The following is a 23,552-nucleotide window of genomic DNA, read 5'->3' as shown; positions in this document are numbered from 1 at the left end:
GGCCGCCCGGCTCACTCCCAGCGGAAGAACTTCGCCGCCGCGCCGAGCCCGAGCACCGCCCACACCGCGAGGATCCCGAGGTCGCCCCAGGGGATGCCCGCGCCGTGCCGCAGGACGTCGCGCAGGCCGTCCGAGAGCGCCGAGATGGGCAGCAGGTCCAGCACCGTGCGGGCCGCGTCCGGGAACTTGTCGAGGGGGACGATCACGCCGCCGCCCATCAGCAGGAGCAGGAAGACGAGGTTCGCGGCGGCGAGCGTCGCCTCGGCCTTGAGGGTGCCCGCCATCAGCAGGCCGAGCCCGGAGAAGGCCGCCGTGCCGAGGACCAGGAGGAGGAGTACGGAGAGGGGGTTGCCGTGCGGCGACCAGCCGAGGGCGAAGGCGATGACCGTCAGGAGCACGATCTGCAGGACCTCGGTGACCAGGACCGAGAGGGTCTTCGCCGTCATCAGGCCCCAGCGGGGGAGCGGAGAGGCGCCGAGCCGCTTGAGCACGCCGTAGCGGCGCTCGAAGCCCGTCGCGATGGCCTGGCCGGTGAAGGCCGTGGACATCACGGCGAGCGCGAGGATGCCGGGGGCGAGGAAGTCGACCGCTTCCCCCTCACCGGTGTCCACGATGTCGACCGCGCTGAAGAGGACGAGCAGGAGGGTGGGGATCACCACCGTGAGCAGGAGCTGCTCGCCGTTGCGCAGCAGCATCTTCGTCTCCAGCGCCGCCTGCGCGGCGATCATGCGGGGGAGCGGGGCCGCGCCCGGCTCCGGCCTGTACGTACCGGCGGCGCTCATCCGCGCAGCTCCTTACCCGTGAGCTCCAGGAAGACGTCTTCCAGGGTGTGGCGTTCGACCGAGATCTTGTCCGGCATCACTCCGTGCTGGGCGCACCAGGAGGTGACGGTGGCGAGCAGCTGCGGGTCGACCGTGCCGCTGACGCGGTAGGAGCCCGGGGTCAGCTCGGCGGCGGCCGAGTCCGGGGGCAGGGCCTTGAGGAGCGAGGCGACGTCGAGTCCGGGGCGGCCGGTGAAGCGCAGGGTGTTCTCGGCGCCGCCCCGGCACAGCTGGTCGGGGCTGCCCTGGGCGATGACCCGGCCGGCGTCGATGATCGCGACGTCGTCGGAGAGCTCCTCGGCCTCGTCCATGTGGTGGGTGGTGAGGATGACGCCGACGCCGTCGCGGCGCAGATCGCGTACGAGGTCCCAGGTGGCCCGGCGCGCCTGCGGGTCGAGGCCCGCGGTCGGCTCGTCGAGGAAGACCAGCTCGGGCCTGCCGACCACGGCCATGGCGAGCGCGAGGCGCTGCTGCTGGCCGCCGGAGAGCCTGCGGTAGGTGGTGCGGCCGCAGCTCTCCAGGCCGAGCCGCTCGATGAGCGCGTCGACGTCGAGCGGGCGCGCGTGCAGCCTGGCCACGTGGCGGAGCATCTCGTCGGCGCGGGCGCCGGAGTAGACGCCGCCGGACTGGAGCATCACGCCGATGCGGGGCCGCAGCGCGTCCGCCTCGCGGACCGGGTCGAGGCCGAGGACGCGGACGGTGCCGGAGTCCGGCTTCCGGTAGCCCTCGCAGGTCTCGATCGTGGTGGTCTTGCCCGCGCCGTTGGGGCCGAGGACGGCGGTGACGCCGGCCCCGGCCGTCAGGTCGAGACCGTTCACCGCGGTCTTGGTTCCGTACCGCTTGACCAGATTCCGGATCTGGACGACGGGCTCGTTTCGCATGGTGAGCCAGTCTAGGGACGGGGGCGGGGTGCCCGTCGGGCGGGTCCGGGGGGCCAGGGGTGGCGCGGCCGGTGCTCCGGGAGCCACCGTTCGGCGTAGGCGACGGCGTCCGCCAGGGGGAAGAGCCGCGATGCGGCGGCGCCGACGGAGCCGCGGACGACGGGAGTGTCCCGTTCGAACGCCTCGCCGAGCTCCGGGAAGCGGTCGTCGCTGATCGAACGCTCCCGCACCGTCTTCCAGCGGCGCCCCTCGGACGTCATCACGGCGAAGGAGTTCTCCTCGTCGGGGCCGGGGATCCGGTACTCGGCCAGGTGGAAGGCGGTGCACGAGCCGTACCCCGCGCCGAGCAGCAGGACGCGGGCGCCCGCCTTCTCCAGGCGCGCCAGGGGGCTGCGCTCGCCGAGCCGGCAGTCGCGGGCGTGCCCGGCGGTGATCGTCGCGGCGGCCGGGCCGAGCGCCGCGAACGAGGTCTGCGGGTGAGCGCTGCGCAGCGCCCCCGGCCAGGTCCGCACGGCCTCGGGGACGACGCCGACGCCCCGGGTGGTGCTGGTCAGCGGGTCGTACGCGGGAAGCGACGCGCGGATCACCGGCCACCACTCCTCGGGCACGGGCGGCCTGCCCCACTGCGCGGGGTCGGAGTTCTCCCCGGTGTGGGCGGGGACCACCAGCGTGCCGTCCGGGCCCAGCGCGTCGAGCAGTGCCTGGACGACGGCGACGGCCCCGCCGGCGACCCAGCCGAGGGAGCTGAGCGAGGAGTGGACGAGAAGTGTCTCGCCGGGCCGCACGCCGAGTTTCACGAGTTCGTCCGCGAGCGACTCGCGCGTACACAAAGGGCCGGTCGGAGGGGGTGTGGACATGGTTCAGGAGTCTTGTCGACAGGCCGGGCACGCGCCACCGATTTGATCGATCAGTGATCGTTTCCGCAGGTCAGCTTAGGTATGCCTAAGTGATGCAGGGCACCGCCCGCTGATCGGGACGCGGGTTGTCAGGCTCTGAGGAATTACGCAACAATGGCGTTGTGAAAAACGTCGGCGAGGCTCCGCAGGAGGAACTCGCGACCGGGGAGCGCTCCACGCGCAACCGCGTCGCGCGCTCCATCCTGGACCACGGCCCGTCCACCGTCGCCGATCTCGCCAAGCGCCTCGGCCTCACCCAGGCGGCCGTCCGCCGCCACCTCGACGCCCTGGTCCACGAGAACGTCGTCGAACCCCGTGAACAGCGCGTCTACGGGGCAAGGACCCGGGGCAGGCCCGCCAAGGTCTTCGCCCTGACCGACTGCGGGCGTGACGCCTTCGACCAGTCGTACGACAAGCTGGCCGCGGACGCGCTCCGGTGGATCACCGAGCACCACGGCGAGGACGCCGTCGTCGCCTTCGCCCGGGCGCGGATCGCCGCCCAGGCCGAGACGTACAAGAGCGCGGTCGACGCCGCGCCGCCCGAACAGCGCACCGAGGCTCTGGCGAAGGCCCTGACCGCCGACGGGTACGCTGCCACCGCGCGCAGCGCACCGGTCGGCGAGCAGCTCTGCCAGCACCACTGCCCGGTCGCCCACGTCGCCGAGCAGTTCCCGCAGCTGTGCGAGGCGGAGACGGAATTCTTCTCCGCTCTGCTCGGCACGCATGTGCAGCGGCTCGCCACGATCGCCCACGGAGACGGCGTCTGCACGACGTTCATCCCCCGCAGTGGCACCAGCGGCGAGAGCACCACACGGACCACCACATCAGCATCAGCAAGCACGGCCGGGAGGAACCCCGCATGACGCTCCCCACGGAGACTGCCCACCCCGAACTCGAGGGTCTGGGCAACTACGAATACGGCTGGGCCGACTCCGACGTCGCCGGTGCCTCTGCCAAGCGCGGCATCAACGAGGACGTCGTCCGCGACATCTCCGCGAAGAAGAACGAGCCGGAGTGGATGACCAAGCTCCGCCTCAAGGGCCTGCGCCTCTTCGACAAGAAGCCCATGCCGAACTGGGGCTCGGACCTCTCCGGCATCGACTTCGACAACATCAAGTACTTCGTGCGCTCCACGGAGAAGCAGGCGGAGTCCTGGGAGGACCTGCCCGAGGACATCAAGAACACGTACGACAAGCTCGGCATCCCCGAGGCGGAGAAGCAGCGCCTCGTCGCCGGTGTCGCGGCCCAGTACGAGTCCGAGGTCGTCTACCACCAGATCCGCGAGGACCTGGAGGAGCAGGGCGTCATCTTCCTCGACACCGACACGGCGCTGAAGGAGCACCCGGAGCTCTTCAAGGAGTACTTCGGGACCGTCATCCCCGTCGGTGACAACAAGTTCGCCTCGCTGAACAGCGCCGTCTGGTCCGGTGGCTCGTTCATCTACGTCCCCAAGGGCGTGCACGTCGAGATCCCGCTCCAGGCCTACTTCCGCATCAACACGGAGAACATGGGCCAGTTCGAGCGGACGCTGATCATCGTCGACGAGGACGCCTACGTCCACTACGTCGAGGGCTGCACCGCGCCGATCTACAAGTCGGACTCGCTGCACTCCGCCGTCGTCGAGATCATCGTGAAGAAGGGCGGCCGCTGCCGCTACACGACGATCCAGAACTGGTCGAACAACGTCTACAACCTGGTCACCAAGCGCGCCGTGGCGTACGAGGGCGCGACCATGGAGTGGATCGACGGCAACATCGGCTCCAAGGTGACGATGAAGTACCCCGCCGTCTACCTCATGGGCGAGCACGCCAAGGGCGAGACCCTCTCCATCGCCTTCGCGGGCGAGGGCCAGCACCAGGACGCCGGCTCCAAGATGGTCCACATGGCGCCGAACACCTCCTCGAACATCGTCTCCAAGTCGGTGGCGCGCGGCGGCGGTCGTACGTCGTACCGCGGCCTCGTCGAGATCGGTGAGGGCGCCGCGGGATCGAAGTCGAACGTGCTCTGCGACGCGCTGCTCGTCGACACGATCTCCCGCTCGGACACCTACCCCTACGTCGACGTCCGCGAGGACGACGTGTCGATGGGCCACGAGGCGACCGTCTCCAAGGTCTCCGACGACCAGCTCTTCTACCTGATGAGCCGCGGCATGACGGAGTTCGAGGCCATGGCGATGATCGTGCGCGGCTTCGTCGAGCCGATCGCCAAGGAGCTGCCCATGGAGTACGCCCTGGAGCTCAACCGGCTGATCGAGCTGCAGATGGAGGGTTCGGTCGGTTAATCCCGGCGACCATCCTTCGCAGCGACTGACTTCTTACGCAGAGAGAGAGCACGACGACAGCCATGGCTGAGGCTCAGAACATCCCGGTGGGCTCCACCACCGCCGGATCCATCGCGGTGGCCGCCGAGTCCACCGTCGCCACCCGCATGAGCGCTCCCCCGTCCTACGACGTGGACAGCTTCCCGGTGCCGCACGGCCGCGAGGAGGAGTGGCGGTTCACGCCGCTCGAGCGCCTACGGGGCCTGCACGACGGCACCGCGGTCGCCGACGGCGGCATCCGTGTCGAGGTGAGCGCCCCCGAGGGCGTCACCCAGGAGACCGTCGGCCGGGACGACGCGCGCGTCGGCAGGGCGGGCAAGCCCGTCGACCGCGTCGCCGCCCAGGCGTACTCGTCCTTCGAGAAGGCCTCGGTCGTCACCGTCCCCAAGGAGACGGTCCTCACCGAGCCGATCCGGATCGCCGTGCACGGCGAGGGCGGCACCGCCTTCGCGCACCAGGTGATCGAGGTGGGCGCCTTCGCCGAGGCCCTGGTCGTCATCGACCACACCGGTGACGCCGTGCTCGCCGCCAACGTCGACTTCGTCGTCGGCGACGGCGCCAAGCTCACCGTCGTCTCCGTCCAGGACTGGGACGACAAGGCGGTGCACGTCGCCCAGCACAACGCGCTGGTCGGCCGCGACGCCACCTTCAAGTCCGTCGTCGTCACCTTCGGCGGCGACCTGGTCCGCCTTCACCCGCGCGTCACCTACGCGGGCACCGGCGGCGAGGCCGAGCTCTTCGGCCTCTACGTCACGGACGCGGGCCAGCACCAGGAGCACCGCCTCCTGGTCGACCACAACACCCCGCACTGCAAGTCGAACGTCGTCTACAAGGGCGCGCTCCAGGGCGACGACGCCCACGCCGTGTGGATCGGCGACGTCCTCATCGAGGCCGCCGCCGAGGGCACCGACACGTACGAGATGAACCGCAACCTCGTGCTGACCGACGGCGCCCGCGTCGACTCGGTGCCGAACCTCGAGATCGAGACCGGCGAGATCGTCGGCGCCGGCCACGCCTCGGCGACCGGCCGCTTCGACGACGAGCAGCTCTTCTACCTCCAGTCGCGCGGCATCCCGGAGGACGAGGCGCGCCGCCTGGTCGTCCGCGGCTTCTTCGCCGAGCTGGTCCAGCAGATCGGTCTGCCGGACGTCGAGGAGCGCCTCATCGCGAAGATCGAAGAGGAGCTGGAGGCGACGGTCGCATGACGTTCGTACGCGCCTGTGGGCTGAGCGAGCTGGAGGAGGACACCCCCAAGCGGGTGGAACTCGACGGCACGCCGGTCTCGGTCGTCCGCACCGAGGGCGAGGTGTTCGCGATCAACGACATCTGCTCGCACGCGAACGTCTCCCTCTCCGAGGGCGAGGTGGAGGACTGCCAGATCGAGTGCTGGCTGCACGGCTCCAGCTTCGACCTCCGCACCGGCAAGCCGTCCGGCCTGCCCGCGACGCGCCCCGTCCCCGTATACCCCGTAAAGATCGAAGGGGGCGATGTACTCGTTGACGTACTCGCCTCCCCTTCCCAGGAGTCCTGAGGCACCCATGGCAACGCTTGAAATCAAGGACCTGCACGTCACCGTCGAGGCCGACAACTCCACCAAGGAGATCCTCAAGGGCGTCGACCTGACCGTGAAGCAGGGCGAGACCCACGCCATCATGGGCCCCAACGGCTCCGGCAAGTCGACGCTCGCCTACTCCATCGCGGGTCACCCCAAGTACACGATCACGCAGGGCACCGTGACCCTCGACGGCGAGGACGTCCTGGAGATGTCCGTCGACGAGCGTGCCCGCGCCGGCATGTTCCTCGCCATGCAGTACCCCGTCGAGGTCCCCGGCGTCTCGGTCTCCAACTTCCTGCGTACGTCGGCGACGGCGATCCGCGGCGAGGCCCCCAAGCTGCGCACCTGGGTGAAGGAGGTCAAGTCCGCGATGGAGCAGCTCCAGATGGACCCGGCCTTCGCCGAGCGCAACGTCAACGAGGGTTTCTCCGGCGGTGAGAAGAAGCGCCACGAGATCCTCCAGATGGAGCTCCTCAAGCCGAAGATCGCGATCCTCGACGAGACCGACTCGGGCCTGGACGTCGACGCGCTCCGCCAGGTCTCCGACGGCGTCAACCGCGTCCGTGAGACGGGTGAGGTCGGCACGCTGCTGATCACCCACTACACGCGCATCCTGCGCTACATCAAGCCCGACTTCGTGCACGTCTTCGCCAACGGCCGCATCGCCGAGTCCGGCGGCGCCGAGCTGGCCGACAAGCTCGAGGCCGAGGGCTACGAGGCCTACACGAAGGGTGGCGCATCCGCGTGACAGTGGCCCACCAGGGGCTTTCCGGCCTCCTCGACACCGAGGCGATCCGCAAGGACTTCCCGATCCTGGATCGCACGATCCACGACGGCAAGAAGCTCGTGTATCTGGACAACGCGGCGACCTCGCAGACGCCGCGCCAGGTCCTCGACGTACTGAACGAGTACTACGAGCAGCACAACGCCAACGTTCACCGCGGCGTGCACGTCCTCGCCGAGGAGGCCACGGCGCTCTATGAAGGCGCCCGTGACAAGGTCGCGGAGTTCATCAACGCGCCCAGCCGCGACGAGGTGATCTTCACCAAGAACGCCTCCGAGTCGCTCAACCTCGTGGCCAATATGCTCGGTTGGGCCGATGAGCCCTACCGCGTCGACCACGAGACCGAGATCGTCATCACGGAGATGGAGCACCACTCCAACATCGTTCCGTGGCAGCTGCTCTCGCAGCGCACCGGCGCGAAGCTGAAGTGGTTCGGCCTGACCGACGACGGCCGCCTCGACCTCTCCAACATGGAGGAGGTCATCACGGAGAAGACGAAGATCGTCTCCTTCGTGCTCGTCTCCAACATCCTGGGCACGCACAACCCGGTCGAGGCCATCGTGCGCCGCGCCCAGGAGGTCGGCGCGCTCGTCCTGATCGACGCCTCGCAGGCCGCCCCGCACATGCCGCTGGACGTGCAGGCGCTCCAGGCCGACTTCGTGGCCTTCACCGGCCACAAGATGCTCGGCCCGACGGGCATCGGCGTGCTCTGGGGCCGCCAGGAGCTCCTGGAGGACCTGCCGCCCTTCCTCGGCGGCGGCGAGATGATCGAGACCGTGTCGATGAACTCGTCGACGTACGCTCCCGCGCCGCACAAGTTCGAGGCGGGCACGCCGCCGGTCTCCCAGGCCGTTGGCCTGGGCGCGGCCGTCGACTACCTCTCGGCCATCGGCATGGACAAGATCGCCGCGCACGAGCACGCGATCACCGAGTACGCGGTCAAGCGCCTCCTGGAAGTACCGGACCTGCGCATCATCGGTCCGACGACGGCCGAGGAGCGCGGCGCCGCGATCTCCTTCACGCTCGGCGACATCCACCCGCACGACGTGGGCCAGGTCCTCGACGAGCAGGGCATCGCGGTCCGCGTCGGCCACCACTGCGCGCGGCCCGTCTGCCTCCGGTACGGAATTCCCGCGACCACGCGAGCGTCGTTCTATCTGTACTCCACGCCCGGCGAGATCGACGCCCTCGTCGACGGCCTGGAGCACGTACGGAACTTCTTCGGCTGAGGGGCTGGCTGGGCAACGTGAAGCTGGATTCGATGTACCAGGAAGTCATCCTGGACCACTACAAGCACCCGCACGGGCGTGGTCTGCGCGATGGCGACGCCGAGGTGCACCACGTCAACCCGACGTGCGGCGACGAGATCACGCTGCGCGTGAAGTACGACGGGTCGACGATCACCGATGTGTCGTACGAGGGCCAGGGCTGCTCCATCAGCCAGGCCAGCGCGTCCGTCCTGAACGACCTGCTGGTCGGCAAGGAGCTCGCCGAGGCGCAGAAGGTCCAGGAGGTCTTCCTGGAGCTGATGCAGTCCAAGGGCAAGCTGGAGCCGGACGACGCGATGGAGGAGATCCTGGAGGACGCGGTCGCGTTCGCCGGTGTCTCCAAGTACCCGGCCCGGGTGAAGTGCGCCCTGCTGAGCTGGATGGCCTGGAAGGACGCGACCGCCCAGGCACTGGGCGAGACCGACGGGGCCGCTGAAAGGAAGACGGCATGAGCGAGAACGAGACCCTGACGAAGCCCGCTTCGGAGGAAGAGGTCCGCGAGGCGCTGTACGACGTCGTCGACCCCGAGCTGGGCATCGACGTCGTCAACCTCGGCCTGATCTACGGCATCCACGTCGACGACGCCAACATCGCCACGATCGACATGACGCTCACCTCGGCGGCCTGCCCGCTGACCGACGTCATCGAGGACCAGGCGAAGTCCGCGACGGACGGCATCGTCAACGAACTGCGGATCAACTGGGTCTGGATGCCGCCGTGGGGCCCGGACAAGATCACGGACGACGGCCGCGAGCAGCTGCGGGCGCTCGGGTTCAACGTCTGAGCCACGTCTGACATCTCGGCCCCCCGTGCCTCAGGGCGCGGGGGGCCGACGTGCGTCCGGACGGCGGGGCCGGAGCCGGTGTCAGTGCCGGGCCGCGGGGGCGGCCGAGGACGGCTCCGACGCCTCGGCCAGGGTGTCTGCCAGGCCCTCTGTGCGGATGCGGCGGTCGATGTAGAGCAGGGCCGTCACCAGGGGCAGGAAGACCGCGGCGATCAGCTGGGTGAGCAGGGTGCCGGCCAGGCCGAGCAGGGCGTACAGGCCGAACTGGGAGCGCAGTTGGTCGAAGAGGACCTCCGAGGCGCTGGTGTCCGGGTCCACCACCGGCGGCTGGGGCGCGGCGAGCTGCATGGGGATGCGGAACGCCAGCGACACGCCGCCCACGATGAGCCCGGCGAGCAGCGAGATGCCGAACGTGCGCCACCAGGCGCTCCGTACGAGCCGCACGGAACGGCGCAGTGCCGTCAGCGGGCCTGCCCCCTCCAGGACGGCCGCGGCCGGGGCGAAGGCGAACAGGACGTAGAGCCAGGCCGCCAGCGGGACCAGGACGAGGCAGAGCAGGAAGACCAGGCCGAGCGGGGCGTCGGAGCGGGTGAGGACGGAGACGAAGAAGGCGACGACGAGCAGGCAGAACGCCACCACGGGCAGCAGCAGGATCAGGGCGAGCAGGAAGGTCACCGCCGTCACGGCCGGCGTGCGCGACCACGCCCTGCGCCAGACGGCGCGGAACGTCACGGGGCGGCCGATGACCGCCTCGTGCAGGGTGGCGGCGCAGGCGGCCTGGATGAAGGAGTTGATCACCAGGCTGGCGATCAGGGCCGTCGTCCAGACCGCGCCGAAGGCGAGCAGGAGAGGGCGCGCGTGCTCCCAGGAGAAGGTGGCGCCGGGCTCGTACAGGGCACGGAAGTCGTCGCGGGTGGCGGCGTAGGCGAGCAGGAGCGCGCCCGTCATGACCGCGGCGAGGATGCCGTACGCCACCGCGGCCGTGCCGAACAGCGGCTTGGCGTGGCGCCGCATGGTGGCGAAGGCGCCGCCGAACACGTGGTTCACGCCGAGCGGGGCGAGCGGGATGACGCCGGGTTTCGGCGGGGGCGGGGGAGGCGGGCCCCACGGGCCGTGCCCCCAGCCGTGGGGCGGGGCGGGGTAGGGGTAGGGGTACGCCCCGGGCTGCGGTGAGCCGTAGGGGGCGGATCCGTACTGAGGCGCCGCCCCGTAGTGGGGTGCCCCGTGTTGCGGAGCGCCGTGCTGCGGTGCCCCCTGCGGGTCGTGGTGCGGTGGGTCCGGCTGCTGACCCTGCGGTCCCCGCCCCGATGTGTCCGACATCGCTCTTGCGCTCCATGGTGTGCGTCGTGCGTCCCTGTGGCCCCCCACAGCGATCGCGTCACCTTATCCGGTGGGCACCCGGCTTTTACGTACACCCGTACGCATCGATATGTACACTCGTACGCATGGGATACGCACTGCTGGCCGCGGCCATCGCGGCGGAGGTGGCAGGGACCACCGCCATGAAGTACAGCGAGGGGTTCAGCAGGCTGTGGCCCTCACTGATCACCGTCACGGGCTATCTGCTCGCCTTCACCCTCCTCGCGCAGACCCTCAAGACGCTCTCCGTGGGCACCGCCTATGCCATCTGGGCGGGGATCGGCACCGCCGCGGTCGCCGGGATCGGCATGCTGTTCCTGGGCGAGTCGGCCAGCCCGGTCAAGGTGCTCGGCATCGCCCTGGTCATCGTCGGCGTCGTCGTGCTCAATCTCGGCGGGGCCCACTGATGCCCCGCCGCTACGACCCCGAGCGCCGCCAGCGGATCATCGATGCCGCGATCCGGGTGGTCGGCGCCCGCGGGATCGCCGGGCTCAGCCACCGCTCCGTCGCCGCCGAGGCGGATGTGCCGCTCGGCTCCACGACGTACCACTTCAAGACACTGGACGAACTGCTGGTCGCCGCGTTGCGGCAGAGCAACGAGGGCTTCGCGAAGGTGATGGCCGCGAGCAGCGCGTTCGAGGACCCGCGGGCCGACCTCGCGGAGGGGCTCGCCCGGCTCCTCGGGGAGTGGTTCGCGGGGGAGCGGTCCGGGGTCGAGCTGGAGTACGAGCTGTATCTCGCCGCCCTGCGCAGGCCCGCGCTGCGGCCGGTGGCCGCCGAGTGGTGCCAGGGCCTCACCGAGGTGCTCGAACCGCGCACCGGCCCGGTCACCGCACGCGCCCTCGTCGCCCTGATGGACGGGATCAGCCTGCAGGTGCTGCTCACCGGCGGGGAGTACGACGAGACGTACACCCGGGAGATGCTCAGCCGGCTGCTGGTGCCAGCCGCCCGACCGTCGCCAGCGCCGCCTCGACGCTCGCGGTGACGTCCGTGATCGGGTACTGCACGTCCCGCACCACCCGGTCGCGGTCCACCACCAGTGTCAGCCGCTTGATCCGGCTCATGCCCGCCGTGCGGAACGTCGGCAGGCGCAGCGCCGCCGTGAGGGCCGCGTCCGCGTCCGAGAGGAGCGGGAACCGCAGCCCCTCCTTCTCGGCGAACGCCCGCTGCTCGTCGGGCCGTTGGGTCGACACGCCGTGCACCGTCGCGCCGGCCGCCGTGAACTCGGCGAGCTGGTCCCGGTAGGAGCACGACTCCAGCGTGCAGCCGCGCGCGCCGGGAATGCTCGACCAGCCGGGGGGATAGGCGTCCTTGCGGGCGTACGCGCCGGGGAAGCAGTACAGGACCGTGTACGGGGTGTCCGCGGCCACCGGATCGCGGGGCTGCCCGTCGTGGCCGGTCAGCGCCAGCTCCGGCACGCGCGTGCCGAGCAGTTCGTGGACCCGCCGGGCCTCAACGGAGGTCTGTGTCGCGGTCGCCATCGTCTCTCCCTCTCCGAGGATCCAGGTGTCGCCCCAGTCCTGGAGGGCGACCAGGACGGGCAGCAGCGCGCGGCCGCGCGGCGTCAGGCGGTACTCATGGCGCACCGGGCGGTCCTGGTAGGGGACGCGCGCGACGACGTCCGCCTCCACCAGGAGCCGCAATCGCTCGGTCAACACCTTGCGGGAGACGCCCAGTTCGCGCTGGAGCTCGTCGAAGCGGTGCACGCCGCGCGCCATGTCGCGCACGATCAGCAGGGTCCACCAGTCGCCGACGACGTCCAGGGCCTGCGCGATGGCGCAGTGGTCGTCGTTCAGCCGGGTCCGTTGCGCCATGGTCCTCATGCTGACATAGTCCGTTCCCAAAAGGAACTGACCGGCGGGAACGCGCGGGTGCGGCGCGGGCATCAGACGCCCGCGGCCGGCATGACGGGGGGCACGGTGCGGGGGAAGCGCGGCGGCGAACGCGAACGTGAACGTGAACGCGAGCGGGGGCCGGGGCAGGGGCTGCGGGACGTGCCGAGGACGGTGTGGCTGCTCGCCGCCGGCCAGTTCTTCAACATGGTCGTCGCCTTCACCTTCGTCTACTTCTTCGTCTACCTGACGGACGAGCGGGGCCTCTCCGTCGCCCGCGCCGGACTGATAAGCGGCATCGGCGGCGCCGGCATGGTCGCGGGCAACTTCACCGGCGGCTGGTTCGGCGACCGCTACGGCCACCGGCGCGTCCTGCTCACCGGATCGGTGCTCAGCGGCGCGGGCGTCCTCGCGCTGCCCGTCCTGCCGGACGCGCTGCTGTACGTGGTGCCGGCCCTGAGCCAGTACGCCGGGGGGTGCGTGCGCGCCGCCAACGGCGCCCTCGTCGCCGTCACCGTCCCCGAGGGCACCCGCCGCCAGGGCTTCGCGGTGACCCGGTTCGCTGCCAACGCGGGCTTCACCGTCGGGCCCCCACTGGGCGCGCTGCTCATCGCCCACGTCTCGTACGGCTGGCTCTTCGCCGTCGACGGGCTCGGCACGCTCGTCTTCGCCGCGTACGCCTGGCGGGTGCTGCCCGCGCAGGGCGCAGTGCGCGCCAGGACGGCCGGCCCCGGGCCCGGGGTCCTCGCCGAGCTGCGCCGGCGCCCCACCGTCCTCGTCCTCCTCGGCGCGATCCTCGTCACCGACCTCGTCTACCGCCAGCAGTACTCCACACTCCCCGTCGACCTCGCCCGGCACGGCCTCGACACCGGCGTCTACGGCTGGCTCCTCGCGCTCAACGGCGGCGTCATCCTGCTCCTCGAACTCCCCGTCACCCTCGCCCTGCGCGGCCGCGCGCCGCTGCGGATCATCGGCGCCGGACTGCTGCTCGTCGGCGCGGGGTACGCCGTGCTCGCCCTCGGCACCGGGGCCGCCACCGCCGTGACCATGATGCTGCTGCTCACCGCGGGCGAGATCCTCTACAAGACCCCGGCCACCGCCTACGTCGCCGACCACGCGCCCGCCCACGCGCAGGGCCGCTTCCAGAGCCTGTACTCGGGCGTCTCGGTCAGCGGCGTCGTCCTGTCGGCGCCGCTCGGCGGGGCGCTGTACACCGTGGCCCCGCAGCTGCTGTGGCCCCTCTGCGCGCTGCTCGCCGGGGCCGCGGGGTGCCTCGTCGTCGCGGCGGGACGGGGCCGGGACCGCGCGCCGTCCGCCGCCGTGGCCGCGGGCGGCGGCGCCGGCAGCCCGGACCCTGAGACCGGTTCGCCCGCGCGCCGCACCTCCGGTTAGGTTTCACCCATGACCGACACGAATGCTTCTCGCACCACCGGCGCCGTCGCCGCAGGCCTTGCCACCGTCACCGCCGACGGCACCGTTCTCGACACCTGGTTCCCCGCGCCCGAGCTCGTCGCCGAGGCCGGCCCGGCCGGCAGCGAGCGGCTGACCGCCGAGCGCGCCGTCGAACTGCTCGGGGCCGGCGCCGCCGAGGCCATCGGCCAGGACGCCCGCCGTGGCGTGGAGATCATCGCCGTACGTACGGTCATCAGCTCCCTCGACGACAAGCCGCTGGACGCCCACGACGTCTACCTGCGCCTGCACCTGCTCAGCCACCGCCTGGTGCGCCCGCACGGCGTCAACCTCGACGGCCAGTTCGCGTTCCTCGCCAACGTCGCCTGGACCTCGCTCGGCCCGGTCGCCGTCGACGACGTCGAGAAGGTGCGGCTCAACGCCCGCGCCCAGGGCCTGCACCTCGCCGTGACCTCCATCGACAAGTTCCCGCGCATGACGGACTACGTCACGCCCAAGGGCGTCCGCATCGCCGACGCCGACCGGGTCCGCCTCGGCGCCCACCTCGCCGAGGGCACCACGGTCATGCACGAGGGCTTCGTGAACTTCAACGCGGGCACCCTCGGCACATCCATGGTCGAGGGCCGCATCTCCGCGGGCGTCGTCGTCGGCGACGGCTCGGACATCGGCGGCGGCGCCTCCACGATGGGCACGCTCTCCGGCGGCGGCAACGTCCGCATCGTCATCGGCGAGCGCTGCCTGATCGGCGCCGAGGCGGGCGTGGGCATCGCGCTGGGCGACGAGTGCGTCGTCGAGGCCGGCCTGTACGTCACCGCCGGCACCCGCGTGACCATGCCCGACGGCCAGATCGTCAAGGCCCGCGAACTCTCCGGCGCCTCGAACATCCTCTTCCGCCGCAACTCGGTCACCGGCGCCGTCGAGGCCCGCCCGAACAACGCGGTCTGGGGCGGCCTGAACGAGGTCCTGCACAGCCACAACTGACGTCCATCGAGGTCCATCGCGTCTACAGGGGGAACCACGTGAACAGAACGGGTGTACGGGCTCTGGCCCTTGGTGGGGTCGCGGTGCTCGGCCTGGTGGCCGGGTGCGGTCAGGGCGAGGGGGCGTCGCAGGGGGCCGCGCCGGCCGCCGCGCGGCAGGTCAGCCGGGTGGCGACCGGGGACCACAGCCATCCGCTGGGCAAGAGCGACATCCCCTGGAGCGGCAGCCCGAGCCCGTTCGACGCGCGGGTCAAGCTCGCCGACGGCCGCCGCGTGGCCATGTACTACCTGCGCGGCAAGGGGCTCTACGCGCAGGACTACAGCCCCCGCGCCAAGGGCTGGTCCAAGCCGGCCGCGGTGTACCGGACGGCGACGGACGCCTGTCAGGGGATCACCCTCAAGGCCAAGGACGGCACCGTCGCGGCCTTCGGCGACTTCGGCACGTACTGCGCGGACGGCGAGCCGCCGACCGAGTCGGTCGCCGCGGTGACCGTGGGACCGCTGACGAAGTGGCAGAAGCACCTCACGAAGAACTTCGACGGCTGGGAGAAGATCGTCATCGCCCCCGGCGGCAAGAAGGTCACCTTCAGCCGCGGCGCCGACACACTGCGCTGGACCAAGACATCGGGCTTCCCGGCAGCGGCCTGAGCCCGGCACGCGGGACAGCCTGCTTGCAGGGAGAGAAGCGGTCACCCCCTCGGGGTGGCCGCTCTTTCTTTTCTCCCGTCACACGGGCATAGCGGGAGGCCTCCGGACCCGTCCTCATCCATGCGGGAGGGCAACAGGCCCACCAGGGAGCGAAGGTGACGATGGATGTCCAGGAGCAGGACCGTTTCCGGGAGTTCGTGGCGACCAGATCGTCGGCTCTGCTGAAGACGGCCGTGCTGCTCAGCGGGGGCGACCGGCACGCGGGCGAGGACCTGCTGCAGAGCGCGCTCGTCAGGGCGGCGGGGCGGTGGCAGCGGATCGACGAGCCGGAGGCGTACGTCCGGCGGATCCTCTACCGCCAGCAGGTCAGCCGATGGCGGCTGAAGTGGCCGCGCCGCGAACTGGCCGTCGCCGAGCCGCCCGAGCGCACCGCCGCCGACGACGGCACCGCCGCGGCGGAGCTGCGGATCGTGATGCGCGGAGCACTCGCCAAGCTCACCGCGCGGCAGCGGACCGTACTCGTACTGCGCTACTTCGAGGACCTGCCGGAGGCGGAGGTGGCCGCCGTCCTCGGCTGCTCCGTCGGCACCGTGCGCAGCACGACGCACCGCTCCCTGGCCCGCCTGCGCAGCCTCGCGCCGGAACTGGCGCGCCTCGACGGACCGGACGCGGACGGCACGACCGCGGCCGCGGCCGCGACCCCCGACTTCTCGCCCATGGAGGTACGACCGTGAACGTGGCAGATCTGGTGCACGCGTCGCTGCACGAGCAGGCCGACCGGGGGGCACCCGCACCGGCGGACCTCGCCGACCGCGTGCTGGCCGCCCGGCGGCGCAGGACCCGGACGGTCGCGGGGACGTCGCTCGCCGCGGTGGCGGCCGCCGTCGCGGTGGCGGTGGCCGTGCCACTCCTCGGCCCGGACCCCGGGGGCCGCGAGGCGCGTCCGGCGAGCGAGCCGCGGACCGGCGACGTCATCGCCCACCCGGACCAGAGCCCGCCGCGCGAGCTGATCGCCGCCGGTGACACGGCGGTCGCCGCGTTCAGTACGAGCAGACGCGTCGAGCAGCCGGACGGTGACGCCGTCATCACCCGCACCTACCGGCTGCTCGACCAGAGGACCGGCACCTACCGCGAGGCCCCCCGCTGGTCGTGGCTGGCCGTCGCCCCGGGCATGAGGACCGCGGCCGTCCTGGAGCGCGGCCTGCCCGCCCAGCGCATCGGCCTGCTGAACCTGGTCACGGGCGAGGTCGAGCGCTGGATCCCGGTCACGCACGGGGTGGGCGGCGTCGAGTTCTCGCCCGACGGCAGGAAGCTCGTCGCGACGACGTACGAGAGTGACCCGGACCGGCTCGACATGGACCGGCCCCTGCACAACGGCAGCGGCAAGGAGCCGGGCCCCGCCGAGCCGAGCAGGACCGGCTTCTACGTCCTGGACGTGGCGTCGGGCCACGGCGAATGGAGCGGGGTGCGGACGGAGCACGACGAGTCCGGCACGGCGACGATCAACAGCCGCCAGGACTTCGTCTTCAGCCGGGACGGTTCGATGATCTACACGGGGCTCCTCTTCGCACCGCACCAGCGGTACTACGACCTCGCGGGCCGCGAGAAGGACGCTCCCGTGAAGGAGAAGTACCTGCGCTCGTCCGTCGACGCCGGTCTCTCCCCGAACGGCGAACTCGCGGCCGACGACGAGCGCGGCGGCAGGACCACCGCCTCCCGGGTCGTCGACCCCGCCACCGGCGAACGGGTCGCCGAGGTCCCGGGCCGGCAGCTCCTCGCCTGGGCCGACGACAGGCGGCTCATCGCCTGGGACGGTGACCCCGGCGCGGGCGAGTCCCGGCAGCGGCTCGTCCTCGTCACCATCGGGAGCGAGAAGACCGTGCCGCTCAGTGGCTTCCGTGCACCGAAGCCCGGCTCCGCCGAGCGGTGGACCCCCGTCTTCGCCCGGCGCTGAGACACCCCCGGGGCGGACGGGCGACTGCGGCACTGGTGCCAACTCGCCCTCCTGTGGGTCACTATGGCGGGAGAGTCGGTCCTCAGGAGGCGTCATGAAGCTGGGCAAGGCACTCTCCACCGGAATCGCCGAAGAGCGGCCCGCGCACCACGAGGTGCCCGCGCCGCGGCACGTCACGTCCGTACCCGAACCCGAGGCGTCCCGGCGCGAGCCGGCCGTGCGGGACCAGCCGGCCGAGGCCACGGCAGCCCGATGAGGCTGCGGCTCCCCGAGGAACGCCCGACGGAGCCGCCCACCGGTCACAAGATCGCCCGCCCGGTGCTGTCCCACGACGGCACCCGGGCGGGCTTCACCGGCGTCTCCCTCGGCGCGGGCCTGCCGTACGGGGTGCTCGACGACGCGGCCTGCGTCTACGGCAGACGGCACCGCGCCCCGCACCGCCGCTGCGACTGCGGCTTCCACTGCGTGCACGACCGCGCCACCGCCGAGGCCCTGCTCTGCACCGCCGAACACCGCGGCGCGGCGCTCCTCGACGTGACGGTCCTCGGCGCCTACATCCGCTTCGAACGCGGCTTCCGGTACGCCCGGCAGCGGGTGCGCCGCGCCACCCTGCCGCCCTGCGGCTGCGGCGCCCGCGCCGAACTGCTCGCCGACGCCGGGTGGGGCAGACCCGGATGGCGGGTGATCGAAGCGGTGTGCGCGGCCTGCGTGGGCGGCCGGCAGGCCCTGACCTTCGCGGAGTTCGCCCGGCTCGCCGGGGAGGGGCTGCGGGTCGTCGCGGACGGCCCGCGCGCACCGGGCGGCGCTCGCACCGGCCTCGGCGTGCCCGAACTGCGGGCCGAGGCGGCGCTCCTGCAGGCCAGGCTGGACTGGTTCCAGGCCGAGTTGGCACGGTTCACCGGCGATCAGCGGGGATAGCACGGCCCGGTCCGGGTACCCGGCCCTCCCAGAAGGAGGGAGGCGACATCATGACCGGGACCATGGGCGAGCAGCCGACGCGCGATCCCGCGCGGCACTCGGTGGGAGAACTCGTCGAGCAGGCCACCGCGCAGCTTTCGGACCTCGTACGTCAGGAAATGCGGCTGGCCGCCCAGGAGATGGCGGAGAAGGGCAAACGGGCGGGACGCGGCGGAGGGCTCCTCGGAGCGGCCGGCGCGGTCTCGTACGTCGGGCTCATGGCGCTGTCGGCCACGGCGGCCGCGGCCCTCTCCCTGGCGATGCCCGTATGGGCCGCCGCCCTGATCGTCACCGGCGTGCTCTTCGTCGTGGCGGGGGTGCTCGCCGCGACGGGCCGGAGCCAACTGGCCCGCGCCGTACCGCCCGTGCCCGAAAAGGCGATGGAGAGCATCAAGGCGGACGTCGAGGAGATCAAGGGAAGGGCGCACCGATGACCAAGAGTCCCAAGGACGCTGAGAACACAGGGGTGAAGGGGCCGGACGAACTGCGCCGGCAGATCGAGGACACCCGCGGCCGCCTCGGCGAAACCGTCGAGGAACTGGCGGCGAAGGCAGATGTGAAGGCCCGCGCCCGGCACCGGGCGGCGGCGGTCAAGAACCAGGTACAAGGGACGGCGGCACAGGTGAAGGACAAGGTGACGGAACAGGCGGCGCGCGCGAAGGGCAAGGCCGCGGACGAGGCCGGACAGGCCAAGAGCGCGACGGCCGAAGGCGCGGCCCGCGCCAAGGGCAAGGCCGTGGAGAGCGCGGCCCGAGTGAAGGGCAAGGCGGCCGAGGGCGCGGCCCTGGCGAAGGGCAAGGCGGCCGAGAGCGCCGGACGGGCCAAGGGCGCCGTCCTGGAGGGCAAGGCGCGCGCGGAACAGCACCCCGCCGTGGTCCAGGCCGAGGAGAAGGTGGCCGAGGCCGCGCGCCGCGTGCAGGACGGCACGCCCGAACCGGTGCGGGCCGTCGCGAGCAATGTCGTACGGACCGGCAGCCGCCACCCGGGGAAGTTCGTCGCGGCGGGAGCTGGTGTCCTGGTCGTCCTCGCGATGCTGCGCCGCAAGCGGTCGGGCCGGTCATGAGCGGGACGCGGATCCTCTACAAGCCGCTCGGCATGGCCTTCGGCATGCTGGGCGGCCTGGCGGCGAGCGCGGTGTTCAACCGCACCTGGAAGATGGTGGCGGGCGAGGACGACGCTCCGGATGCGCACGACGAGGAGCGCGGCTGGGGCGAGATCCTCGCCGCCGCCGCCCTGCAGGGCGCGATCTTCGCCGTGGTCAGGGCCGCCGTGGACCGCGGCGGCGCGGTCGGCGTGCGGCGCCTGACGGGCCGCTGGCCCGGCTGACGCCGGGGGCCGTCTGGCATGATCGGCGCGGGCGCCGACAGGCCGGACGGACACAGAGGCTCGAGGCTCGATGAACGACAACAGCAACAGCACCAATGACAGCACCGGCGACGGCGGCACCACGGAGCGGCGCGTCGCCCTGGTGACCGGTTCCTCCTCCGGGATCGGCGCCGCCGTCGCCCGCCGCCTCGCCGCCGCCGGCGTGCGCGTGGTGGTCAACTCCGCGCGGTCGGTGGAGGCGGGCGAGAAGCTGGCCGCCGAACTGCCGGACGCCCTGTACGTGCGGGCGAGCGTCGCCGACGAGGCCGACGCCGCCCGCCTCGTGCGGAGCGCCGTCGACGCGTACGGCCGCCTGGACATCCTGGTCAACTGTGCCGGAACCACCCGGTTCATCGACCACGACGACCTCGCGGCCGCCACCCCCGAGGTGTGGCGGGAGCTGTATGACGTCAACGTCATCGGCGTGTGGCAGACCATCACCGCGGCCGTGCCGCACCTGCGGGCGAGCGGCGCCGGGAGCATCGTCAACATCTCCTCCCAGGCGGGCGTGCGGCCGGGCGGCAGCTCCATCCCGTACGCGGTCAGCAAGGCCGCCGTGAACCACATGACGAAGCTGCTCGCCAAGACGCTCGGCCCCGCCGTGCGGGTCAACGCGGTGGCCCCCGGCATGATCGACACCCCGTGGTTCGACGGCGTCGAGGGCATCGAGGCGTCCATGGAAGCGGTCGCGGGCCGCCTCCCGCTGGGCCGGGTGGGACGCCCGGAGGACATCGCGGAGGCGGTGGTCGACCTGACCAACTCCTCGTACATCACCGGCGAGGTGCTCCTCGTGGACGGCGGCGGCCACCTGCTGTGAGCCCCGCTCTCCCGCAGGCCGGGCCCCGCGCACCCGCGCGGGGCCCGGCCCCGCGTTGACGCGCCCGGGGCCCCGGAGCAAGCTCGGGCCATGAGCATCACGCGGCAGCACTCGTACGCGCGCTACGTCGCCCTGGGCGACAGCCAGACGGAGGGGCTCGGGGACGGCGACGAGACGCACGGCTACCGGGGCTGGGCCGACCGGCTCGCCGAGATCCTCGCCGCCGGGCACCCGGACTTCACCTACGCCAACCTCGCCGTGCGCGGCCGTACGACGGCGGGGATCAAAGCGGAGCAGCTGGGCCCGGCCATCGCCCTGAAACCGGATCTGGTGACCGTCATGGCCGGCATGAACGACCTGGTGAGGCCAGGCTTCGACGCCGCGCGCGTCGCCGCCGACCTGGAGGAGATGTTCACCGAGCTCACCGCGGCCGGCGCCCACGTGGCGACCGTGACCTTCCCCGACATCGGGCGCGTCGTCCCGCTCGCCCGGCGCGCGCTGCCCCGCGTACTGGACCTGAACGCCCGGATCCGCGCGGCCGCCGACCGCCACGGCGTGACGGTGTTCGACACCTTCCCGCACCACGTCACCGCCGACCCGCGGCTGTGGAGCAAAGACCGGATGCACGCGAGCCCGCTCGGCCACGCCAGGATCGCGGCCGGCATGGCCGACGCCCTCGGTTTCGCCGGACACGAGAGCTGGCGCAGCCCGCTGCCGCCGGCGCCGCCGGTCTCCGTGCTCGGGGCGGCGACGGCGGAGGTGTGCTGGCTGGCCGGGTTCCTCGGGCCCTGGGCGTGGCGGCGGATACGGGGGCGCTCGACGGGCGACGGACGGGAGGCGAAGCGGCCCGCGCTGGAGGCGGTGACGGCACCCGCCCCCGAACGGGCTTGACCTGAACCAAGGTTGAGGTCGGAGGGTTGTCCTCGGCATCGCCGGACGGACCCTCCCGGTCCGGCGCCGACATCGACCGAGACGGACGGACCGCCATGACCGCCACCTCCCCCCGCGGCGCCGACACCACCGGCAGCGAGCCCGGCGCCCGCACCACCCTCAGCACCGGCGTCCACCCCGACCCGGCCGGCCACGACGGCGCCCTCACCTTCATCAGTACGTGGAGCACGGGCACGCCCGAGCGGCAGCGGGCCACCCTGGACGCCATCGCCAAGGCCTGGGAGACCCGGCCCTGGCCGCACGACGGACTGCTCTCGTACACGGTGTACGCAGGGGCCGACGGTTCGACGGTCCTGCACTACTCGCAGTGGCGCGACGAAGACGCCTACCAGGACTTCTTCGCCCACTCCGGGAACGGCAGGGACGCGCGGAACGCGGAGATCGACGCGGCCGTGCCGGGCATCGAACGGCTCGGCCTGAACAAGACGCGCCGGTACCGGAGCCGGCCGGACGGGCACCGTCGGCGTGATGGACGCGAGCCCGGCGCGATCGTGATCGTGCAGGTCGACTTCGAGGGGCCCGACGGCGACCGGCAGCGCGCCTGGGCCGACGGGGTGATCGAGGCCCTGGACACCGACCCGGCCGGGCACCCCGGGCTGCTCGCCGCGCACTTCCACCTCAGCACGGACGGCAGGCGGGTCATCAACTACGCCGAGTGGGAGAGCGCACAGGCCCACGCCGACGCGCTCGCCGCGGCCGGCGACGGGGTCGGCTCGCCCACGCCCCAGTGGCGGCACGTCCGGGAGTTCCCGGGCGTCGTGCGCGACGACGCGGTCGACCGGTACCGGTTCGCGTACGGGTTCGTACCGAGCAAGGCGTAATTTCCCGGAGCCCTCCCGCCGCGGGCACCACCCGCCTGGACAGCGATCGTCGTCGGCGGGACGGTGGACCCATGCTGGACGCCACCGTGACCGAGGACCACCACGGCCGCCGGCTGCCCGGCCCCCACGCGCCCGACGGTGCGGACCCGTCCCGCCTCCCCGCGCCCGGGAGGCCGTGATGAGCGGCGACGGCAGGAGCGGCAGGGGCCGGGCGGGGAGGCCCGCGTGGCCGGGGCGGGCGAGCCGGCGCAGGCCCGGCGGCGGGCAGGACGGCGGCGGGCAGGACGGGACCGCGGAGGCCGCGGGCGGCGGCCGGGCGAGCCGGGGGGCCACCGGAGAGAACGGCCCCGGAGAGAACGGCGGGGCCGGTGAGTCCGGCACGCGCGGCCAGGCGTTCGAGATCGTCAGGGAGCTGGAGGTCGAGGGCTCCCCGGCCCAGCTCTGGGCCGCCCTCACCACCGGCACCTGCGGCTGGCTCGGGCCCATGGAGTACGAGCCCCGCGAGGGCGGTGCCGCCCCCTTCGGTGGCACCGTCACCTGCTGGGACCCGCCCCACCGCCTCGCCGCCCGCTTCGAGGACCCGGACGGCGTGCCGGGCCAGACGCTCGGCCGGCTCGACCACACCATCGAGCCCCGCGACGGCGGGCGCCGCTCCTGCCTGCGCTACGTCCGCGGCGGCGTCTTCACCGGCGACGCCGACGCCGGGTACGACGGCGCCGTCAAGCACACCGACTTCCACCTGCACACGCTGGGCCAGTACATGACGTACTTCGCGGGCCGCCCCGTCGCCTTCTCCGCCGTCAACGGCCCGCTCGCCTCCCTCTCCCCGGACGCCTTCGTCCGGCTCGCCCGCGCGCTCGGCCTCCCCGACGACGCGACGGAAGGCGCCCGCGTCCGCGCCCAGGCCCCCGGCGGGGCACTGGACGCGGTGATCGACTTCCGCAGCCGGTACTTCATCGGGCTGCGCACGGACGAGACCCTGCACCGCTTCTTCGGCCGCAACCACTTCGGCGCCCCGGTCGGCCTCTGCGTCCACGACTTCGGCGCGCAGGCGGACGCCAAGGGCACCGAACTGGCCTGGCAGGACTGGCTGGAGCACCTCTTCGGCTGACGGGGCGGCGCCCGCCGCACGACCCCGTCACGCCATCG

The 23,552-nt window shown here is 72.3% G+C and carries 29 protein-coding genes; 24 read left to right on the top strand and 5 right to left on the bottom strand.

All coding sequences use genetic code 11. The features are described 5' to 3' along the window. Positions 1 to 11 precede the first annotated feature (11 nt). The 3 genes from ACZ7DY_RS31310 to ACZ7DY_RS31300 are packed head-to-tail and all read right to left on the bottom strand — an operon-like array spanning position 12 to position 2,559. On the bottom strand, positions 12 to 782 hold the full coding sequence (locus ACZ7DY_RS31310) for an ABC transporter permease (RefSeq protein ID WP_471141299.1): 771 nt from the start codon (positions 780 to 782) through the stop codon (positions 12 to 14). Further along, positions 779 to 1,702 (bottom strand): ABC transporter ATP-binding protein, encoded by a 924-nt coding sequence (locus tag ACZ7DY_RS31305; RefSeq protein WP_471141297.1) that lies wholly within the window; start codon positions 1,700 to 1,702, stop codon positions 779 to 781. The genes ACZ7DY_RS31310 and ACZ7DY_RS31305 overlap by 4 nt, the downstream gene beginning before the upstream one ends. A gap of 11 nt (positions 1,703 to 1,713) precedes the next feature. Next, the gene (locus ACZ7DY_RS31300; RefSeq protein ID WP_471141294.1) at positions 1,714 to 2,559 is read right to left on the bottom strand and encodes an AAC(3) family N-acetyltransferase; all 846 of its coding nucleotides are present in this window, start codon (positions 2,557 to 2,559) and stop codon (positions 1,714 to 1,716) included. A gap of 161 nt (positions 2,560 to 2,720) precedes the next feature. On the opposite strand from ACZ7DY_RS31300, the gene ACZ7DY_RS31295 reads away from it, so the two are divergent. The 8 genes from ACZ7DY_RS31295 (at position 2,721) to ACZ7DY_RS31260 (ending at position 9,309) form a co-directional block, all read left to right on the top strand. After that, positions 2,721 to 3,461 carry a helix-turn-helix transcriptional regulator gene (locus ACZ7DY_RS31295; RefSeq protein WP_471141292.1) on the top strand — a complete coding sequence of 247 codons (741 nt, stop codon included), beginning with the start codon at positions 2,721 to 2,723 and terminating at the stop codon, positions 3,459 to 3,461. After that, positions 3,458 to 4,879, top strand: a complete 1,422-nt coding sequence (sufB, locus tag ACZ7DY_RS31290; protein WP_062776871.1) for a Fe-S cluster assembly protein SufB — start codon at positions 3,458 to 3,460, stop codon at positions 4,877 to 4,879. The genes ACZ7DY_RS31295 and sufB overlap by 4 nt, the downstream gene beginning before the upstream one ends. Positions 4,880 to 4,941: 62 nt before the next feature. Continuing rightward, positions 4,942 to 6,123: a Fe-S cluster assembly protein SufD gene (gene sufD, locus ACZ7DY_RS31285; protein WP_471141290.1), complete on the top strand. Its 1,182-nt coding sequence runs from the start codon at positions 4,942 to 4,944 to the stop codon at positions 6,121 to 6,123. Further along, positions 6,120 to 6,449 carry a bifunctional 3-phenylpropionate/cinnamic acid dioxygenase ferredoxin subunit gene (locus ACZ7DY_RS31280; protein WP_471141288.1) on the top strand — a complete coding sequence of 110 codons (330 nt, stop codon included), beginning with the start codon at positions 6,120 to 6,122 and terminating at the stop codon, positions 6,447 to 6,449. The genes sufD and ACZ7DY_RS31280 overlap by 4 nt, the downstream gene beginning before the upstream one ends. A 7-nt stretch (positions 6,450 to 6,456) precedes the next feature. Beyond that, positions 6,457 to 7,221: a Fe-S cluster assembly ATPase SufC gene (sufC, locus tag ACZ7DY_RS31275; RefSeq protein ID WP_030784213.1), complete on the top strand. Its 765-nt coding sequence runs from the start codon at positions 6,457 to 6,459 to the stop codon at positions 7,219 to 7,221. Next, positions 7,218 to 8,486, top strand: coding sequence for a cysteine desulfurase (locus ACZ7DY_RS31270; protein ID WP_471141285.1), 1,269 nt, complete (start codon positions 7,218 to 7,220; stop codon positions 8,484 to 8,486). Before sufC ends, ACZ7DY_RS31270 begins: the two co-directional genes overlap by 4 nt. 17 nt (positions 8,487 to 8,503) lie before the next feature. Further along, complete coding sequence (gene sufU / locus ACZ7DY_RS31265; protein WP_471141282.1) at positions 8,504 to 8,977, top strand: Fe-S cluster assembly sulfur transfer protein SufU; 474 nt, start codon at positions 8,504 to 8,506, stop codon at positions 8,975 to 8,977. Next, positions 8,974 to 9,309 carry a metal-sulfur cluster assembly factor gene (locus ACZ7DY_RS31260; RefSeq protein ID WP_160504340.1) on the top strand — a complete coding sequence of 112 codons (336 nt, stop codon included), beginning with the start codon at positions 8,974 to 8,976 and terminating at the stop codon, positions 9,307 to 9,309. Before sufU ends, ACZ7DY_RS31260 begins: the two co-directional genes overlap by 4 nt. Before the next feature lie 81 nt (positions 9,310 to 9,390). Here the strand turns inward: ACZ7DY_RS31260 and ACZ7DY_RS31255 are convergent, their stop codons facing one another. Continuing rightward, complete coding sequence (locus ACZ7DY_RS31255) at positions 9,391 to 10,629, bottom strand: DUF7847 domain-containing protein (protein WP_471141279.1); 1,239 nt, start codon at positions 10,627 to 10,629, stop codon at positions 9,391 to 9,393. Between the two features lie 125 nt (positions 10,630 to 10,754). Between ACZ7DY_RS31255 and ACZ7DY_RS31250 the strand changes: the two genes are divergently transcribed. Then, the gene (locus tag ACZ7DY_RS31250; RefSeq protein ID WP_471141276.1) at positions 10,755 to 11,075 is read left to right on the top strand and encodes a DMT family transporter; all 321 of its coding nucleotides are present in this window, start codon (positions 10,755 to 10,757) and stop codon (positions 11,073 to 11,075) included. Continuing rightward, positions 11,075 to 11,653 (top strand): TetR/AcrR family transcriptional regulator, encoded by a 579-nt coding sequence (locus ACZ7DY_RS31245; RefSeq protein WP_471141273.1) that lies wholly within the window; start codon positions 11,075 to 11,077, stop codon positions 11,651 to 11,653. Before ACZ7DY_RS31250 ends, ACZ7DY_RS31245 begins: the two co-directional genes overlap by 1 nt. Here the strand turns inward: ACZ7DY_RS31245 and ACZ7DY_RS31240 are convergent. Further along, positions 11,592 to 12,482 carry a winged helix-turn-helix transcriptional regulator gene (locus ACZ7DY_RS31240; protein WP_471141270.1) on the bottom strand — a complete coding sequence of 297 codons (891 nt, stop codon included), beginning with the start codon at positions 12,480 to 12,482 and terminating at the stop codon, positions 11,592 to 11,594. The genes ACZ7DY_RS31245 and ACZ7DY_RS31240 overlap by 62 nt on opposite strands. Before the next feature lie 90 nt (positions 12,483 to 12,572). On the opposite strand from ACZ7DY_RS31240, the gene ACZ7DY_RS31235 reads away from it, so the two are divergent. The 14 genes from ACZ7DY_RS31235 to ACZ7DY_RS31170 all read left to right on the top strand — a co-directional run bounded on the left by ACZ7DY_RS31235 (position 12,573) and on the right by ACZ7DY_RS31170 (position 23,514). After that, positions 12,573 to 13,892: an MFS transporter gene (locus ACZ7DY_RS31235; protein WP_471141268.1), complete on the top strand. Its 1,320-nt coding sequence runs from the start codon at positions 12,573 to 12,575 to the stop codon at positions 13,890 to 13,892. Positions 13,893 to 13,901: 9 nt separating this feature from the next. After that, positions 13,902 to 14,891, top strand: a complete 990-nt coding sequence (gene dapD / locus ACZ7DY_RS31230) for a 2,3,4,5-tetrahydropyridine-2,6-dicarboxylate N-succinyltransferase (protein WP_471141265.1) — start codon at positions 13,902 to 13,904, stop codon at positions 14,889 to 14,891. Between the two features lie 38 nt (positions 14,892 to 14,929). Continuing rightward, positions 14,930 to 15,538, top strand: a complete 609-nt coding sequence (locus tag ACZ7DY_RS31225) for a hypothetical protein (protein ID WP_471141262.1) — start codon at positions 14,930 to 14,932, stop codon at positions 15,536 to 15,538. Positions 15,539 to 15,699: 161 nt separating this feature from the next. Beyond that, positions 15,700 to 16,272, top strand: a complete 573-nt coding sequence (locus tag ACZ7DY_RS31220) for a SigE family RNA polymerase sigma factor (RefSeq protein WP_471141914.1) — start codon at positions 15,700 to 15,702, stop codon at positions 16,270 to 16,272. Beyond that, complete coding sequence (locus tag ACZ7DY_RS31215; RefSeq protein WP_471141260.1) at positions 16,269 to 17,492, top strand: WD40 repeat domain-containing protein; 1,224 nt, start codon at positions 16,269 to 16,271, stop codon at positions 17,490 to 17,492. The genes ACZ7DY_RS31220 and ACZ7DY_RS31215 overlap by 4 nt, the downstream gene beginning before the upstream one ends. A gap of 94 nt (positions 17,493 to 17,586) precedes the next feature. Beyond that, positions 17,587 to 17,748 carry a hypothetical protein gene (locus ACZ7DY_RS31210; RefSeq protein WP_471141258.1) on the top strand — a complete coding sequence of 54 codons (162 nt, stop codon included), beginning with the start codon at positions 17,587 to 17,589 and terminating at the stop codon, positions 17,746 to 17,748. Further along, the gene (locus tag ACZ7DY_RS31205; protein ID WP_471141255.1) at positions 17,745 to 18,410 is read left to right on the top strand and encodes a hypothetical protein; all 666 of its coding nucleotides are present in this window, start codon (positions 17,745 to 17,747) and stop codon (positions 18,408 to 18,410) included. Before ACZ7DY_RS31210 ends, ACZ7DY_RS31205 begins: the two co-directional genes overlap by 4 nt. A gap of 50 nt (positions 18,411 to 18,460) precedes the next feature. Then, entirely contained in the window at positions 18,461 to 18,883 is a 423-nt protein-coding gene (locus ACZ7DY_RS31200; RefSeq protein ID WP_471141252.1) for a phage holin family protein, read from the top strand. Next, positions 18,880 to 19,512, top strand: coding sequence for a DUF3618 domain-containing protein (locus tag ACZ7DY_RS31195; RefSeq protein WP_471141249.1), 633 nt, complete (start codon positions 18,880 to 18,882; stop codon positions 19,510 to 19,512). The genes ACZ7DY_RS31200 and ACZ7DY_RS31195 overlap by 4 nt, the downstream gene beginning before the upstream one ends. Beyond that, positions 19,509 to 19,775 carry a DUF4235 domain-containing protein gene (locus ACZ7DY_RS31190; RefSeq protein ID WP_471141246.1) on the top strand — a complete coding sequence of 89 codons (267 nt, stop codon included), beginning with the start codon at positions 19,509 to 19,511 and terminating at the stop codon, positions 19,773 to 19,775. The genes ACZ7DY_RS31195 and ACZ7DY_RS31190 overlap by 4 nt, the downstream gene beginning before the upstream one ends. Before the next feature lie 70 nt (positions 19,776 to 19,845). Beyond that, positions 19,846 to 20,631, top strand: a complete 786-nt coding sequence (locus ACZ7DY_RS31185) for an SDR family NAD(P)-dependent oxidoreductase (RefSeq protein WP_471141243.1) — start codon at positions 19,846 to 19,848, stop codon at positions 20,629 to 20,631. A gap of 90 nt (positions 20,632 to 20,721) precedes the next feature. After that, positions 20,722 to 21,522, top strand: coding sequence for an SGNH/GDSL hydrolase family protein (locus ACZ7DY_RS31180; RefSeq protein ID WP_471141240.1), 801 nt, complete (start codon positions 20,722 to 20,724; stop codon positions 21,520 to 21,522). Positions 21,523 to 21,617: 95 nt separating this feature from the next. Further along, entirely contained in the window at positions 21,618 to 22,403 is a 786-nt protein-coding gene (locus tag ACZ7DY_RS31175) for an antibiotic biosynthesis monooxygenase (RefSeq protein ID WP_471141237.1), read from the top strand. A gap of 178 nt (positions 22,404 to 22,581) precedes the next feature. Then, positions 22,582 to 23,514, top strand: a complete 933-nt coding sequence (locus ACZ7DY_RS31170) for an SRPBCC family protein (RefSeq protein WP_471141234.1) — start codon at positions 22,582 to 22,584, stop codon at positions 23,512 to 23,514. Positions 23,515 to 23,552: the final 38 nt, after the last annotated feature.

The sequence above is a fragment of the Streptomyces sp. NPDC037013 genome, assembly GCF_055607265.1.
Note: the sequence above shows the minus strand (reverse complement) of the source record. Positions and strands in the feature narration are given on the sequence as shown.